Origin of the sequence: Mycobacterium sp. 852002-50816_SCH5313054-b (assembly GCF_001667185.1) — a bacterium.
In the GTDB taxonomy this organism is placed as follows: Bacteria; Actinomycetota; Actinomycetes; order Mycobacteriales; family Mycobacteriaceae; genus Mycobacterium.
On record NZ_LZIC01000068.1, the window covers coordinates 16,502 to 29,195 of the forward strand.

Annotated in this window: 16 protein-coding genes; 11 read left to right on the forward strand and 5 right to left on the reverse strand. The window is 67.3% G+C overall.

Going from position 1 to position 12,694, the window contains the following annotated elements; genetic code table 11:
* Positions 1-52 precede the first annotated feature (52 nt).
* On the reverse strand, positions 53-220 hold the full coding sequence (locus tag A5787_RS27745; RefSeq protein ID WP_197507135.1) for a hypothetical protein: 168 nt from the start codon (positions 218-220) through the stop codon (positions 53-55).
* Between the two features lie 240 nt (positions 221-460).
* Between A5787_RS27745 and A5787_RS14395 the strand changes: the two genes are divergently transcribed.
* Both A5787_RS14395 and A5787_RS14400 read left to right on the forward strand, forming a co-directional pair.
* A complete protein-coding gene (locus A5787_RS14395) occupies positions 461-1,084 on the forward strand; it encodes a hemolysin III family protein (protein WP_082977220.1) in 624 nt (207 codons plus the stop codon).
* Between the two features lie 36 nt (positions 1,085-1,120).
* The gene (locus A5787_RS14400; RefSeq protein ID WP_066967882.1) at positions 1,121-1,639 is read left to right on the forward strand and encodes a phenolic acid decarboxylase; all 519 of its coding nucleotides are present in this window, start codon (positions 1,121-1,123) and stop codon (positions 1,637-1,639) included.
* Positions 1,640-1,655: 16 nt separating this feature from the next.
* On the opposite strand, the gene A5787_RS14405 is transcribed toward A5787_RS14400, so the two are convergent.
* Positions 1,656-2,513, reverse strand: a complete 858-nt coding sequence (locus tag A5787_RS14405) for an LLM class F420-dependent oxidoreductase (RefSeq protein WP_066967885.1) — start codon at positions 2,511-2,513, stop codon at positions 1,656-1,658.
* 249 nt (positions 2,514-2,762) lie between these two features.
* Here A5787_RS14405 and A5787_RS14410 point away from each other — a divergent pair, with 249 nt between their 5' ends.
* The 7 genes from A5787_RS14410 to A5787_RS14440 all read left to right on the forward strand — a co-directional run bounded on the left by A5787_RS14410 (position 2,763) and on the right by A5787_RS14440 (position 8,374).
* Positions 2,763-3,728: a metal-dependent hydrolase gene (locus tag A5787_RS14410; protein WP_082977221.1), complete on the forward strand. Its 966-nt coding sequence runs from the start codon at positions 2,763-2,765 to the stop codon at positions 3,726-3,728.
* Positions 3,725-3,913 (forward strand): ferredoxin, encoded by a 189-nt coding sequence (locus A5787_RS14415; RefSeq protein ID WP_066935522.1) that lies wholly within the window; start codon positions 3,725-3,727, stop codon positions 3,911-3,913. The genes A5787_RS14410 and A5787_RS14415 overlap by 4 nt, the downstream gene beginning before the upstream one ends.
* Positions 3,914-3,917: 4 nt before the next feature.
* Positions 3,918-5,132, forward strand: coding sequence for an NAD(P)/FAD-dependent oxidoreductase (locus A5787_RS14420; protein WP_066967888.1), 1,215 nt, complete (start codon positions 3,918-3,920; stop codon positions 5,130-5,132).
* A gap of 145 nt (positions 5,133-5,277) precedes the next feature.
* The gene (locus A5787_RS14425) at positions 5,278-6,240 is read left to right on the forward strand and encodes a 2-hydroxyacid dehydrogenase (RefSeq protein ID WP_066967891.1); all 963 of its coding nucleotides are present in this window, start codon (positions 5,278-5,280) and stop codon (positions 6,238-6,240) included.
* 219 nt (positions 6,241-6,459) lie between these two features.
* Positions 6,460-6,882, forward strand: coding sequence for a nitroreductase family deazaflavin-dependent oxidoreductase (locus A5787_RS14430; RefSeq protein WP_066967894.1), 423 nt, complete (start codon positions 6,460-6,462; stop codon positions 6,880-6,882).
* 95 nt (positions 6,883-6,977) lie between these two features.
* Positions 6,978-7,796, forward strand: coding sequence for a formate/nitrite transporter family protein (locus tag A5787_RS14435; protein ID WP_066967897.1), 819 nt, complete (start codon positions 6,978-6,980; stop codon positions 7,794-7,796).
* A 152-nt stretch (positions 7,797-7,948) separates the two neighbouring features.
* Complete coding sequence (locus tag A5787_RS14440; protein WP_066968144.1) at positions 7,949-8,374, forward strand: ATP-binding protein; 426 nt, start codon at positions 7,949-7,951, stop codon at positions 8,372-8,374.
* Positions 8,375-8,377: 3 nt separating this feature from the next.
* On the opposite strand, the gene A5787_RS26730 is transcribed toward A5787_RS14440, so the two are convergent.
* Both A5787_RS26730 and A5787_RS14445 read right to left on the reverse strand, forming a co-directional pair.
* Positions 8,378-8,620, reverse strand: a complete 243-nt coding sequence (locus tag A5787_RS26730; protein WP_082977236.1) for a hypothetical protein — start codon at positions 8,618-8,620, stop codon at positions 8,378-8,380.
* A gap of 80 nt (positions 8,621-8,700) precedes the next feature.
* Positions 8,701-10,068, reverse strand: coding sequence for a wax ester/triacylglycerol synthase family O-acyltransferase (locus A5787_RS14445; protein WP_066967899.1), 1,368 nt, complete (start codon positions 10,066-10,068; stop codon positions 8,701-8,703).
* A 242-nt stretch (positions 10,069-10,310) separates the two neighbouring features.
* On the opposite strand from A5787_RS14445, the gene A5787_RS14450 reads away from it, so the two are divergent.
* Positions 10,311-11,195, forward strand: a complete 885-nt coding sequence (locus A5787_RS14450) for a cyclopropane mycolic acid synthase family methyltransferase (RefSeq protein ID WP_066967902.1) — start codon at positions 10,311-10,313, stop codon at positions 11,193-11,195.
* A gap of 108 nt (positions 11,196-11,303) precedes the next feature.
* Positions 11,304-11,807 (forward strand): hypothetical protein, encoded by a 504-nt coding sequence (locus tag A5787_RS14455; protein ID WP_066968147.1) that lies wholly within the window; start codon positions 11,304-11,306, stop codon positions 11,805-11,807.
* On the opposite strand, the gene A5787_RS14460 is transcribed toward A5787_RS14455, so the two are convergent.
* On the reverse strand, positions 11,794-12,693 hold the full coding sequence (locus tag A5787_RS14460) for a DMT family transporter (protein WP_066967905.1): 900 nt from the start codon (positions 12,691-12,693) through the stop codon (positions 11,794-11,796). The genes A5787_RS14455 and A5787_RS14460 overlap by 14 nt on opposite strands.
* Between the last annotated feature and the right edge of the window lies 1 nt (position 12,694).

The window sequence follows — 12,694 nt, forward strand, 5'->3', positions numbered from 1 at the left end:
CAGCGCACTCGACACGCCAGCAGGTCTGGCCAGTGATCAGCACGGAACGGCTCTATCGCGTGCTCTCGTCGGGGAGGTCGTGCCGGGACTGATGCAGACCGGGCCCCTGCGGGTCGTCGCCTGGGTGTTCCAATTCTTCCTGCAGTTTGCGTTGCTCCGCGGTCGCCTTCCTCGCGTCTTCGGGCGCGGGCGGCGGGTCAACGTTGACTTGCTGATCCACGCGACATCTCCTCAAGAACTCTGACTCGTGCTTTTCACAGAGAATCTCCCGAATCGCATCATTCGAAACCGGCCGGTGGCGGACCGGAAGGTCGCCGCCGACCCTGACTCTCGGTACACGCTCTGCACAGATTCGCCATAGCGGTTCCACAGGCTGTGGCGAAACGATGTGAGCAGGGGAGTGGGAGGGACGTTGAGCGGACCGGCCGCCGTTGTCGACGGAGTCCTGGCCAAGCCACGCATGCGGGGCTGGATCCATCAATACTGCGCCGTCGCCGCCCTCGTAGCGGGTGCGCCGCTGGTGGTGGTGTCGTGGGCGGAGGCCTCCAAGCGGGCCGGGCACTCGACGCTGACATACGCCCTCGCCATAGTGGCGATGTTTGCCGTCAGCGCCATCTATCACCGCGTCCACTGGGAGTCGGCGGTCTTCCGGACCTGGATGCGGCGGCTGGACCACTCGATGATCTTCGTGCTGATCGCCGGCACCTACACGCCTTTCGCCAGGTTGACGATGCCCCGGGGGACCGGGCACGTTGTGCTCGCGATCGTCTGGGGCGGGGCGCTGGCCGGAATCGCGCTGACGCTGTTCTGGCCGACGGCTCCGCGCTGGGCGGGTGTGGCGCTCTACCTGCTGCTCGGCTGGGTGGCGGTCTGGTACACCGGGTTGATCCTGCATAACGCCGGAATGGCCGCGACGGTGCTGCTGGCCGCTGGCGGCGCCCTGTACAGCATCGGTGCGCTGTTCTATGGGCTGCGCTGGCCCGACCCTTGGCCGACGACGTTCGGGTACCACGAGTTCTTTCACGCGTGCACGGCGCTCGCGGCCGTCTGCCAATACATCGCCATCTGGTTCGCCGTCTTCTAGAACCGATCCACTCGCCGATAGGCTGGAGGAATGGCAATGACCAGCGTCACCAACCCGATTCCGCCACAAGATCTTTCGGGAATCGTCGGAAGCCGCTTCATCTACACGTACGCCAACGGGTGGCAGTACGAGATGTACGTCAAGAACGCCACCACCATCGACTACCGCATCCACTCCGGACATGTCGGGGGCCGGTGGGTCAAGGGCCAGCAGGTCCACCTCGTCCAGCTCGACGAAGACAGTTACAAGGTCTCCTGGACCGAGCCGACCGGGACCTGCGTGTCCGTCAACATCCTGCCCGGCAAGCGGCGCCTGCACGGCGTGATCTTCTTCCCGCAGTGGATCCGCATGCACGGTGAGCGCACCGTGTGCTTCCAAAACGAGCACCTGGATCAGATGCGGGCCTACCGCGACGAGGGGCCCACCTACCCCATCTACGAAGTCCCCGAATTCGCCTACATCACCCTGTTCGAGTACGTCGGTGTCGACGACGAGACCGTCATCGACACCGCTCCCCACGACCTGCCCCCAGGGTGGTCCGACCGCACCGGCTGACCGACCGAAACCCGCGCTACCTCAGGTCGGCGGCGACGCGCTCCAACGCGGCGAGGTGGTCGTCGACGGTCGCCAGACCGGCGCTCATGGTGTTCACCGAGAGGTGAGTGGCCCCGGCGGCCCCCCAGGCGGCGATGTCGGCGGCGGCCTTATCGGGGTCGCCGGCCCAGCTGACCCGCCCCTCCATCCCGAGCCCGTCGACGTCGCGGCCCGCGGCCGCCGCTGCTCCCTCCACCTGCGAACGCGCGTAGTCGAGTCCTGGACCGGGCTCCATCATCGGGAACCAGCCGTCGCCGAGCCGTCCTGCGCGTTCGTAGGCGCGGTCGGAAGCGGCGCCGAACCACACCGGGATCGGCCGCTGGATGGGCATCGGGGCCAGGCCGGCAGCGCTCACCGTGTGGTACTTCCCGTCGAAGGTGACCGAGCGTTCGGTCCACAGCTTGCGCATGACCTCCACCTGCTCCTCGGAGCGCTTGCCACGGTTGCTGAACTTCTCGCCCAGCGCCTCGTACTCGACGGCGTTCCACCCCAACCCGATACCGAGCCGAAATCGCCCGTTGGTAAGCAGATCGACCTCGGCGGCCTGCTTGGCCACCAACACCGACTGGCGCTGCGGCAGGATGATGACGCCGGTGACCAGCTCGAGCGAGGTGACCGCGGCCAGGTAGCCGAACATCACGAACGGCTCATGGAATGTGGTGTCGATGTCGTAGGGGCCCTGCCAGCCCTTGTGCACCTTCGGGTCGGCGCCCACGACGTGGTCGTAGGCCAGGATGTGGGTGAAGCCCAGTTCCTCGACGCGCTGCCCGTAGGCACGCACGACTGCGGGGTCTCCACCAAGCTCGGTCTGCGGGAACACCACACCAATGCGCATTGAGCGTGCAACCGAGTCACGCCCCGATTGCTTCCGCGCCACGCAATCAACCCAGTAAACACGCGTTCACAGCGAACTGCCAGGGAACCCGGTACCGCCGGTACGCATGACCGGGCGGAGGTGTGGGTACCCGGCCGTTTGGACGGTCGCGAAGTTGGCGGCCTGCGTTCCGCCCTTGGATCGACCGCTCCCGCAATTCGAATAAGGGGAGGCCGACGGCGCACGGCCCGTCGGCGGGAGGAGCATCTGATGCCCGAGGTCCAACTTCACCACGAGGGACATCCGAAGTACCGCCGGATGGTCCGTTTCGACTGGTCGGAAACGCCGCTGCACTGGGTGCCCGGCGACCCGTTCTCGACCCACATGATCAATGTCCTGCACCTGCTGCTGCCCGAGGGGGAGCGGCATTTCATCAAGGCGGTCCTCGAAGCGTCGTCGCTGGTCGATGACCCGGAGCTGGAGGCGGCGATCAAGCCGTTCATCCAGCAGGAGTCCTGGCACGCGTGGGCGCACCAGGTGGTGCTCGACCACCTCGCCGAGCAGGGCATCGACACCAAGCCGTACACCGATCGGCTCGGGAGGCTGTTGTCGATCACGTTGGGCGACCCGCCCAAGTGGTTTCCGCCGGCCATGAAGCGGTGGTGGCTGTATCGGCGGCTGGCCGATGTGGCCGCGCTGGAGCATTACACGGCGATGCTGGGCCAGTGGGTGCTGACGAACCGCGGCCTGGATTACGCCAAGGCCGACCCCATGATGCTCGATCTGTTGCGCTGGCACGGCGCCGAGGAGGTCGAGCACCGCTCGCTGGTGTATGACGTCTACCAGCACGTGTCCGGGAGCTACTCGATTCGGGCGTTCTCGATGCTGTTCGTCTCGCCGCTGTTCATCGGCTGGTGGGTCGCGGGTGCGCGTTATCTGATGGCCCAAGACCCGACCACCGATCAAAAGTGGCGCTGGCGGGACTGGCTGGCGGCCGCTCGCGAGTACCGGATACCGGGCCCGTGGAAGCTCCTCGTGACGACGCCCGTCCGGTACATGCGGCCCAGCCATCATCCGAACGACGAGGGGTCCACCCAGATGGCGGTCGACTACCTGAACTATTCGCCGGTGGCGAAAGCCGCCCGCGAGCGAGCGGGGTCGAAAGAGAAGTCACCGGATCAAACTCGAGGGATCGAGACTTCCCGCAACGGCGCACGAAAGGCGGAGGTTCGATGAAGGTTTCGGTGGATCTGGACACCTGCGACGGCAACGGCGTCTGCATGAGCATCTGCCACGAGGTGTTCGACGTACGAGAGGACGGGCTGCACGTGCTGCAGGAGGAGCCGTCCGAGGAGTTGCGCCAGCAGTTGATCGGCGCCGAGGTGTCGTGTCCCACCCAGGCGATCACGGTGAAGGAGTGATCCGATGCCGAGCCGTCAGCTAAGGGAGGTTGTCGTCGTCGGCGAGGGCGTGGCCGGGACACGTGCCGCCGAGGCCCTGCGCCAGGATGGCTACGACGGGGGTCTCACGATCGTGGGCGCCGAGCGGCACGCCCCCTACCACCGGCCGCCGCTGTCCAAGAAACTGCTCACCGGCCAGGTGCACCGGGCCGGCGTCGACCTTGCGCCGCAATTCGACATGGATGCGCGGGTACTGCGCGGCGCGTCGGCGATCAAGCTGGATCTGTCGTCGCGCACGGTCCACCTGCGCGACGAAAGCCAGGATCTGGCACTGCAATTCGATGGGCTGGTGATCGCCAGCGGCGCGACGCCGCGCCAATGGCCGGGCGCTGCTGTCCCGGATGGGGTGCTGATGCTCCGCACCGTCGACGACTGCCTGGCCATCCGGGAACGACTCGGGTCGCGACCGCGAGTCGTCGTGGTCGGCGGCGGATTCATCGGCGCCGAGGTGGCGGCGAGCTGCCGGTCGACCGGGCTGGAGGTCGTGCTGATCGAGAAGGCAACAAGCCCGCTGCTGGCCGCTTTGGGCAAGGAGCTGGCGCCCCGCTGGGCCGATTTGCACCGTCAGCACGGCGTGGATGTGCGGGTCGGGGTGGGCGTCGACTCGTTCATCGGCAACGGTCGCGTGGAGGCGGTTCGGCTTACCGATGGTTCGCGGATTCCGGCCGACGCCGTCATCGTCGGCCTGGGCGTCACCCCCGTGACCGACTGGCTGGACGGGTCGGGGTTGCGCGTGGACGACGGGGTGGTCTGCGACGGCACGGGCGCGGTGGAGGGCGAGACCGGGGACGCCGCCGTCGTCGCCGCCGGTGACGTCGCGCGCTGGTGGCACCCGCTCTACGAGCGGCACCTGCGCACCGAGCACTGGGATGACGCCGGGCGCCAGGGTGAGGCGGCGGCCAGGACGCTGTTGGCGGGCCCCGACCGGGCCGAGACCTACGACGAGCTGCCGTACTTCTGGTCCGATCAGTATGACGTCAAGGTGCAAATGCTCGGGGTGCCAACCGATTACGATGCGGTCGACATCGTCGAGGGCGATCCCGACGCGTGGGAGTTCCTCGCCGCGTACGGCAAGGGCGGCCGCACCATCGCGGTGCTGAGCACGATCCCGAATCGGGTGTACGCCTACCGCGACGCCATCGCCAACCGCGCCGAGTTTCCGCCCAAGCGGCCGGAGTAGCCGAGGCGGGCACTTCTCACGGTCGCAGCGTCGAAACTGCGACCAGAGCGCATATCGGCTCCCTTTGCGACGCTGAGCGCAGTTTCGAGGTGCTGAGCGCAGGCTCGATAGGTTGTGCCGCGAGCCGCCCGGCGATGATGGACGCGTGACGGTGAACAAGACCAACGCGGTGCTGCGGGTCGGCAACTTCGAGCCCACTTTTGCCGAGGAGCTGGCCCTGCGCTACGAAGCCCCATCGCTTCCCCACGGTCGGGAGCGCGCCCCGTTCCTGGCCGAGCGCGCGACCGACGTCCGCGTGGTGGTGACCTCCGGCCCGCCCGGCGTCGACGCCGACATCATCGGGGCGCTGCCCAACCTGGAGGCGATCATCAACTACGGGGCGGGGGTGGACTCGATCGACCTGCACGCGGCCAAACGCCGCGGCATCGGCGTGAGCAACACCCCCGACGTGCTGTCGGACACCGTCGCGGATACGGCACTGGGCCTGATCCTCATGACGCTGCGCCGTTTTGGCGCCGCCGACCGCTACGTGCGGGCCGGGCGATGGGGGCGCGACGGCCGCTTTCCCTACGCCAGGGATGTCAGCGGCCTGCAGGTCGGGATCTTGGGATTGGGCCGGATCGGCTCGGCGATCGCGACCAGACTGCTCGGCTTCGACTGTGCCATCGCCTACCACAACCGCCACCCGGTCGAGGGTTGTCCGTACCGCTATGCGGAGTCGCCGGCGGAGCTGGCCGCGTCCGTGGATGTCCTGGTGGTCGCCACGACGGGTGACCAGGGGACGCGCAAGCTGGTCGATCGCGCGGTCCTCGAGGCGTTGGGTCCCGAGGGCTACCTGATCAACATCGCGCGTGGCAGCGTCGTCGACCAGGAGGCGCTGGTGGAGTTGCTCGCGGGGGGCGCGCTGGCCGGAGCGGGGCTGGACGTCTTCGTCGACGAACCTCAGGTCCCCGCCGAGCTGTTGGGTATGGACAACGTGGTGTTGTTCCCGCACATCGGCAGCGCGACGGCGCGGACCCGTCGGGCAATGGCGTTGCTGGCGATCCGCAACCTCGACAATTACCTCGCCAACGGAGAACTGCTGACCCCGGTGTTGCCGCGTCGATGACATCGTAGATTTCCGCCGAGTTTGCAGCCGAGCGGCTACGCCAGGCCATCGCTGCGGTTCCCTTCCCGGTCACCGCCAGCATCGGAACTTCCGGCGTCGCACTCGACACCTCAGCAGCCGACACACCTGCCACTATCCGGCGTTGGTTCGCCGGGCCGCGGGATAGCCGGTGGCACCGACCTGGGAATGGATAGGCCGCACGGTGGTGTTGGCAAGGCCATGACTGACGGGATCGAGCTGAGCCCCACTGGCTGGGTGCGCGAACAGACCGAAGAAATCCTGAAGCAAGGTACGACCGACGGGGTCGAGATCCTCGACCGGCCGGTCGTCTTGGTGACGACCACGGGGGCGAAGTCCGGGAAGCGGCGGTACGTGCCGTTGATGCGCGTCGAGAAGGACGGTCGCTACGCCATGGTGGCGTCCAAGGGCGGCGCTCCGGCCCACCCCTCGTGGTACTTCAATGTCAAGGCCAACCCTGCGGTGACGGTGCAGGACGGCGACAAGGTGGTCTCTCTCACCGCGCGCGAACTGGATGGTGCTGAGCGGGAGCAGTGGTGGCGCCGGGCCGTCGAAGCCTTCCCGCCTTACGGCGAATATCAGACGAAGACGGCCAGGCAGATTCCGGTCTTCGTGCTCGAATAACCGTTGCCGCGCCACCGCCTATAACCGACGTCACAGTCGGCGCAGGCGTGGCCCCTCGATGAAGGGGTATTCACGGCAGGCCGTGAGGACCCAGGATGAGTGAGACGATTCAACGCCGGCTTGGCGAATACGACAGCCCGATCGAGGACCAGCTCGAGGACGCCTTCAGCAGGATGCTGAGCGAGGGCACCCAGCGTATGCACCGCACGTGGCGCGGTGTGCTGGTTACCGGCTTCTTCGGCGGCACCGACGTCGCGCTGGGCGTGCTTGCCTACCTGTCGGTGCTGCACGCCACCCACCAGCCGCTGCTGGCGGGTTTGGCGTTCTCGATCGGCTTCCTGGCGCTGCTGCTGGGCCACAGCGAGTTGTTCACGGAGGGCTTCCTGGTGCCCGTGGTCACCGTGGCCGCCAAGCGCGCCAGCCTCCTGCAGTTGCTCAGGCTATGGGGCGGCACACTGTTGGCCAACCTCGTCGGCGGCTGGGTGATCATGTGGCTGATCATGACGGCGCTTCCCCAGCTGCACGACCAGACGATCGAATCGGCCACCCACTTCGCCACGGCGCCGATGTCGGCCCAGACGCTGGCGCTGTCCGTCTTGGGCGGCATGGCGATCACGTTGATGACGCGGATGCAACAGGGCACCGAGTCGGTGCCCGGCAAGATCGCCGCCGCCGTCGCCGTGGCGTTCCTACTGGCCGGCCTGCAGCTGTTCCACTCGATCCTGGACTCGCTGCTGATTTTCGGCGCGCTCGTCACGGGCCGGGCGCCGTTCGGCTATCTCGACTGGCTGGGGTGGTTCACCTATACGGCGATCGGCAATGTCGTGGGCGGACTGGGTCTCGTGACGCTGCTGCGGCTGCTGCGCAGCAAGGACCGGCTGCAGGAAGAGCGCGCAGCCGTGGAGGCCTCATGATGGGGCAGTCCACCGCGAATCATGGTGCCGCATCCGAGATCTCAGCTGAGCGCAATCTGTGGCCGAAGCGATACACGGCCCGGGCTATCGACCGGGCGGCGACTGGGTATGCGTAGTTCATGACCGCCGATTCGCTGATGGTCGCCGCTCCGGTGCGGTTCGCCCGCGCCGGCGCAGCCGATGCCGTGACGGCAACCGAATGGCGTCGTGCACTGCGGGTTTGGTTGCGCGAGGCGACCGACGTGTCTGCAGATGTTCGCGACAACATCCTCCTGGGCGCCGGCGAAGCGCTCGCGAATTGCGTCGAACATGCATACCGCACGCATCACAGCGCCGGCACCATGGAACTCCAAGCCGGCTACGATCCCGCCGCGCGATCGATCAGCGTGTGCGTCAGGGACCGCGGAACGTGGCACCGGCCGTCGCCGAAGAAACCCAACGACCCTCGTGCGTCGCGCGGCATCATGTTGATGCACGCACTGGCCGATCACTGCACCATCAACGCCCGCCCCGGCGGTACTACGGTGTGCCTGAACTACGCCGTCGACCCAATCGCCTTGGCAGACAACAACGTTTGACGCTTACATGCGGGGCGGCGGCAGTCCGGGCACCCACGCAGCTAAGCCCTCCCGGATTCCCCGGGCTATCTCGTCCCTGCGCTCCGCGCTGCCGGGCGGAGCCGTCTCTGGGCAGCCACAGCGCAGCGTGCCGAAGGGGTTCGGGTCGGCGCCCACTGCGTCGGGGTCGGCGTGCGCCGGCGCGGTTGCCGCCACACAGCAACCGGCGGCAACCGCAAAGCCGCCCAGCATTTTCGCGAGTGACATCTGTGCGGCCCTTCGGTCGGCGCCCGATTGTGCTTGCATCTGGAATGACGCGGCCGAGTGCCGATTCGTTCCGCGTCATCTCATGCCACGAAGGCGCGCTCCAGATCCTTCAGCGACGTCTCCAAATGACCGAGTAGCCGCTGCATGTGCGGGACGCTGCGACGGCAGCCCACCAGACCGAAGTCGAGGTTGTCGGCGTTGTTGGTCACGGTGATGTTGACCGCCTGCCCGTCGAGCGGGATCGACAGCGGGTAGTTTCCATCCAGCCGGGCCCCACGCCAGTACAACGGCTCGGCCGGCCCGGTCGAGACGTTCGAGATGACGACGTTGAACGGCGGCGAGGCCGTCGAGAGATATCCGGGAATCAGCCCGAAGAACAGCCCACCGATGTTGAACGCCGACAGGGCCAGCTGTTGCACCGGGGGCAGTTGCGCGAACACCTCTTTCGTGTCGCGGATCGACGAGCTGATGGTCTCCAGCCGCTGCGCCGGGTCGTCGAGGTCGGTCGCCAGGTTGCACAGGAACGTGCCGACCATGTTGCCGCCACGGTCATCGTCGTCCTTGCGGAGGTTGACCGGAACCATCGCGGTCAGCGGAGCATCGGGCAAGGCGTTCTGCTCGACCAGGTAGGCGCGCAGCGCCCCGGCGGACATGGCGAGCACCACGTCGTTGACGGTGACCCCGGCAGCCGACTTGACCGCCTTGATGCGGTCCAGCGCCCAGGACTGTGCGGCCACCCGTCGGGCACCGCCGATCCGCACGTTGAACATGCTGCGCGGCGCCCGGAACGGGAGGGTCAGTTGTTGTTCGAGCAGCGCGGCCCGCGCGAGCCGCACTGTTGACGGGGCCAACGCGAACGCGGACCCCGCGGTCCGGCCGGCCCGGTCAAGGAGCGACGGCCGTTTCTGGCGCCCGTGGCGTTTCCCGCTGTTCCTCGGCGGCAGGTCCCACGGAACGCGCACCTCGTCATCGTCGGGGTCTGAGGTAAACGCCCGTTGCACCAGCCGCAGCGCCGACACGCCGTCCATCAGGGAGTGGTGGTACTTCGTGTAGACGGCGTACCGCCCGTCCTGCAGTCCCTCGACGAGATGGGCTTCCCAGAGTGGGCGGTGACGGTCGAGCAGGCTGCCGTGCAGCCGCGAGGCCAGCTCCAGCAGGTCGCGGACCCGGCCCGGCTCGGGCAGCGCCGAGCGGCGGAGGTGGTAATCGAGCTCGACGTCCTTGTCGAGCGACCACGCGACGTTGGTGAGGCCGCCGAAGAACGCCGGGTGTTTGCGGAACGTCGGTTGAACATCGGTGCACTCGAGCATCGCCTGGTAGGACTCGCGGACGAAGTGAGGACCGGCATCCGCCGGCGGCTGGAAGAGCTGCAGCGAGCCCACGTGCATCGGATGTTCGCGTGACTCGCCGATGAGAAACAGCGCATCCGTCGGCGATATCGGTTCCATGGTCGGCCTCCCCATTCAGTCCATGCAGTCCGGCCGCACCGTCCAGCCGACACGGCTCCTCCCTTCAATTAGCCGCGGCGGGCGCCGCCCACACCTGAAAAACGTGTCGGCGCCGGATCCCGCATGCGAAGCGGACGATTCGTGGCCCGTCAGCCGGACGGATAGACTGGTGGCCCAGTAACTCGCGCGGTTGAGATCACACGCCGCTGAGACCAACAAAAGTCCACGTCAGGGGTTGTGCCGTGCCCGAGAATAAGAGCGAAGCCGCCGGCTTGCAGCCGCACTTCGAGGACGTGCAGGCGCACTACGACCTGTCCGACGATTTTTTCGCGCTGTTCCTGGACCCGACGCGCACCTACAGCTGCGCGTACTTCGAGCGCGACGACATGACGCTCGAAGAGGCACAGTTCGCCAAGGTCGACCTCTCGCTGGGCAAGCTCGGCCTGCAACCGGGCATGACGCTGCTGGACATCGGGTGCGGATGGGGCACGACGATCGTTCGCGCGCTCGAACGCTACGACGTCAACGTCGTCGGCCTGACGCTGAGCCGCAACCAGCAGGCGCACGTGCAACAACGCCTGGACCGGCATCCCAGCGGGCGAACCAAGCGTGTGCTGTTGCAGGGCTGGGAGCAGTTCGACGACAAGGTGGATCGCATCGTGTCGATCGGAGCCTTCGAGCACTTCGGACGCGACCGCTACCCCGACTTCTTCAAGATGGCCTACGAGGCGCTGCCCGCCGACGGCGTGATGCTGCTGCACACCATCATCAAGCCCAGCGAGGAGGAGTTCGCCGAACGCGGACTGCCCATCACCATGACCAAGATCCGGTTCATGAAATTCATCATGGACGAGATCTTCCCGGGCGGGGACCTGCCCAACGCCAGCGCTGTCGAGCAGCACGCCGGAAACGCCGGCTTCGCCGTCAAGCGGGTCCAGCAGCTGCGCCTGCACTACGCCCGCACGCTCGACACCTGGGCGGCGGCCCTCGAAGCGCGCCGCGACGACGCCATCGCGATTCAGTCCCAAGAGGTGTACGACCGGTACATGAAGTACCTCACCGGGTGCGCCGAACTGTTCCGCGAGGGTTACACCGACGTCGCGCAATTCACCCTCGCCAAGGGCTGAGGCCCCCGCGCGGTTTATCACCGCAGCGCTGCGGGTAACACCACGAGCAACAACCTGATTCGGTAGGCGCCGGCGTTTGTCGACGCAAAACCGAAGGAAGGATTGACCGTGGGCGCAAAGCACCGCATGACCGAGCCGTCCGAGCAAACACCGCCGGCGCTTCGAAGGCCGCCGCGCAAAATGCGGAGCGTTGCCACCGTCTGCGAGATCGTCACCGGTGCGGTCGTGTGCGCCGCGAGCCTGACCGCGTTGGTGACCAACACGGCCGAGCCCCAAAAGCCAACGGTGGAGGCGACCTTGGGGCCGGCCCCGGTTTCGCAGCCGGTGCGCCAGGAGGGAACCGTGATCGCGGTGTCCGCGGACTCGGTGACCGCGCGCAGCGCTGACGGGTACACCCAGACCTATCTCGTCACCCCCAACACCGCCTTCATCACCAACGGCAGCCGATCCGCAATCGCCGCTTCACATTTCGCGATCAACGACCACGTCGACATCATCGGGACGATCCGAAACGGTACGGCGCTGGCTACCGCCGTGGCCGACCGCGACGTGGCCAACGGCAGCGGATCGCCCATGGATCACGTTGGGGCACAACCGGTCAGCGCCCGATAGCCGCCCCGTCGGGTGGGGCCTCGACCCTATTGTTCGTCGCAACCGCATCGACGCGCGCCAGCTCGACGGTGGCGCCCGTCATCACCAGCGCCGCCACTGCCAGCACGATCGCCCCGGCGCCGCCGGTTTCCAGGGTCTCGCCGAGCACCACCACTCCGAGCAACGCCGCCACCACGGGCTGGGACACCTCCAGCGTGGGCATCGATGCCGTCAGGGAACCAGCGCGAAAAGCCGACTGTTCCCACGCGAAACCGCCCAGCCCGACGAGCACCCAGGCGTAGAGCTCCGGCGTCTGCAGCACCTCCCACGCGCCGTCACCGAGCCGGTGGACAACTGCCTTGGTGAGCACCGCGAAGACGCCCCAGAGCGAACCCGACACGAAGGCCAACAGCATCGCGGCCAGGGCTCCTCCCCAAACGCGTGCGGCCACAACGCATCCGGCGAGCAGCGGCGCCAATACCAGTAGCACAGCGGCCCAGGTGTGCAACGATCCGCCCGTGCGGCCGGCCTGCGGGTTGCCGACGGTGACGATCACCGTCACCGCGGCCGTGAGCAGCACGGCCCAGATCCACTCGCGCACGGTCACGCTGCGGTCGGACAGCCTGGCGCTGACGGGCAGGGCGAACAGCAGCGACAGGACCAGCAACGCCTGCACCAGCAGCACCGACCCCTGATCCAGCGCGGCCGCCTGCAATGCGATGCTGACCACGAGCAGCAGGGCGCCCCAGCGCCAGCGCCGGTTTCCCAGCAGCCTCGCGAACAGTTCGATCTGGCCGGCCGACTTGTCACTGATCCGATGCGTCGCGCGTTGCTGCAGCACGTCGCCAACCGCGACACAGAGCGCGGAAGCAAGCGCGAGCAGGGCGGCGATATCGACCTTGGTCATC

Excerpts from the sequence above, each read along its gene's own strand:
- A5787_RS14395 (WP_082977220.1), top strand. The coding sequence starts at position 461 with ATGCGGGGCTGGATCCATCAATACTGCGCCGTCGCCGCCCTCGTAGCG.
- A5787_RS14420 (WP_066967888.1), top strand. The coding sequence starts at position 3,918 with ATGCCGAGCCGTCAGCTAAGGGAGGTTGTCGTCGTCGGCGAGGGCGTG.
- A5787_RS14430 (WP_066967894.1), top strand. The coding sequence starts at position 6,460 with ATGACTGACGGGATCGAGCTGAGCCCCACTGGCTGGGTGCGCGAACAG.
- A5787_RS14405 (WP_066967885.1), bottom strand. The coding sequence starts at position 2,513 with ATGCGCATTGGTGTGGTGTTCCCGCAGACCGAGCTTGGTGGAGACCCC.
- A5787_RS14415 (WP_066935522.1), top strand. The coding sequence starts at position 3,725 with ATGAAGGTTTCGGTGGATCTGGACACCTGCGACGGCAACGGCGTCTGC.
- A5787_RS14445 (WP_066967899.1), bottom strand. The coding sequence starts at position 10,068 with ATGGAACCGATATCGCCGACGGATGCGCTGTTTCTCATCGGCGAGTCA.
- A5787_RS14460 (WP_066967905.1), bottom strand. The coding sequence starts at position 12,693 with ATGACCAAGGTCGATATCGCCGCCCTGCTCGCGCTTGCTTCCGCGCTC.
- A5787_RS26730 (WP_082977236.1), bottom strand. The coding sequence starts at position 8,620 with ATGTCACTCGCGAAAATGCTGGGCGGCTTTGCGGTTGCCGCCGGTTGC.
- A5787_RS14410 (WP_082977221.1), top strand. The coding sequence starts at position 2,763 with ATGCCCGAGGTCCAACTTCACCACGAGGGACATCCGAAGTACCGCCGG.
- A5787_RS14400 (WP_066967882.1), top strand. The coding sequence starts at position 1,121 with ATGACCAGCGTCACCAACCCGATTCCGCCACAAGATCTTTCGGGAATC.
- A5787_RS14435 (WP_066967897.1), top strand. The coding sequence starts at position 6,978 with ATGAGTGAGACGATTCAACGCCGGCTTGGCGAATACGACAGCCCGATC.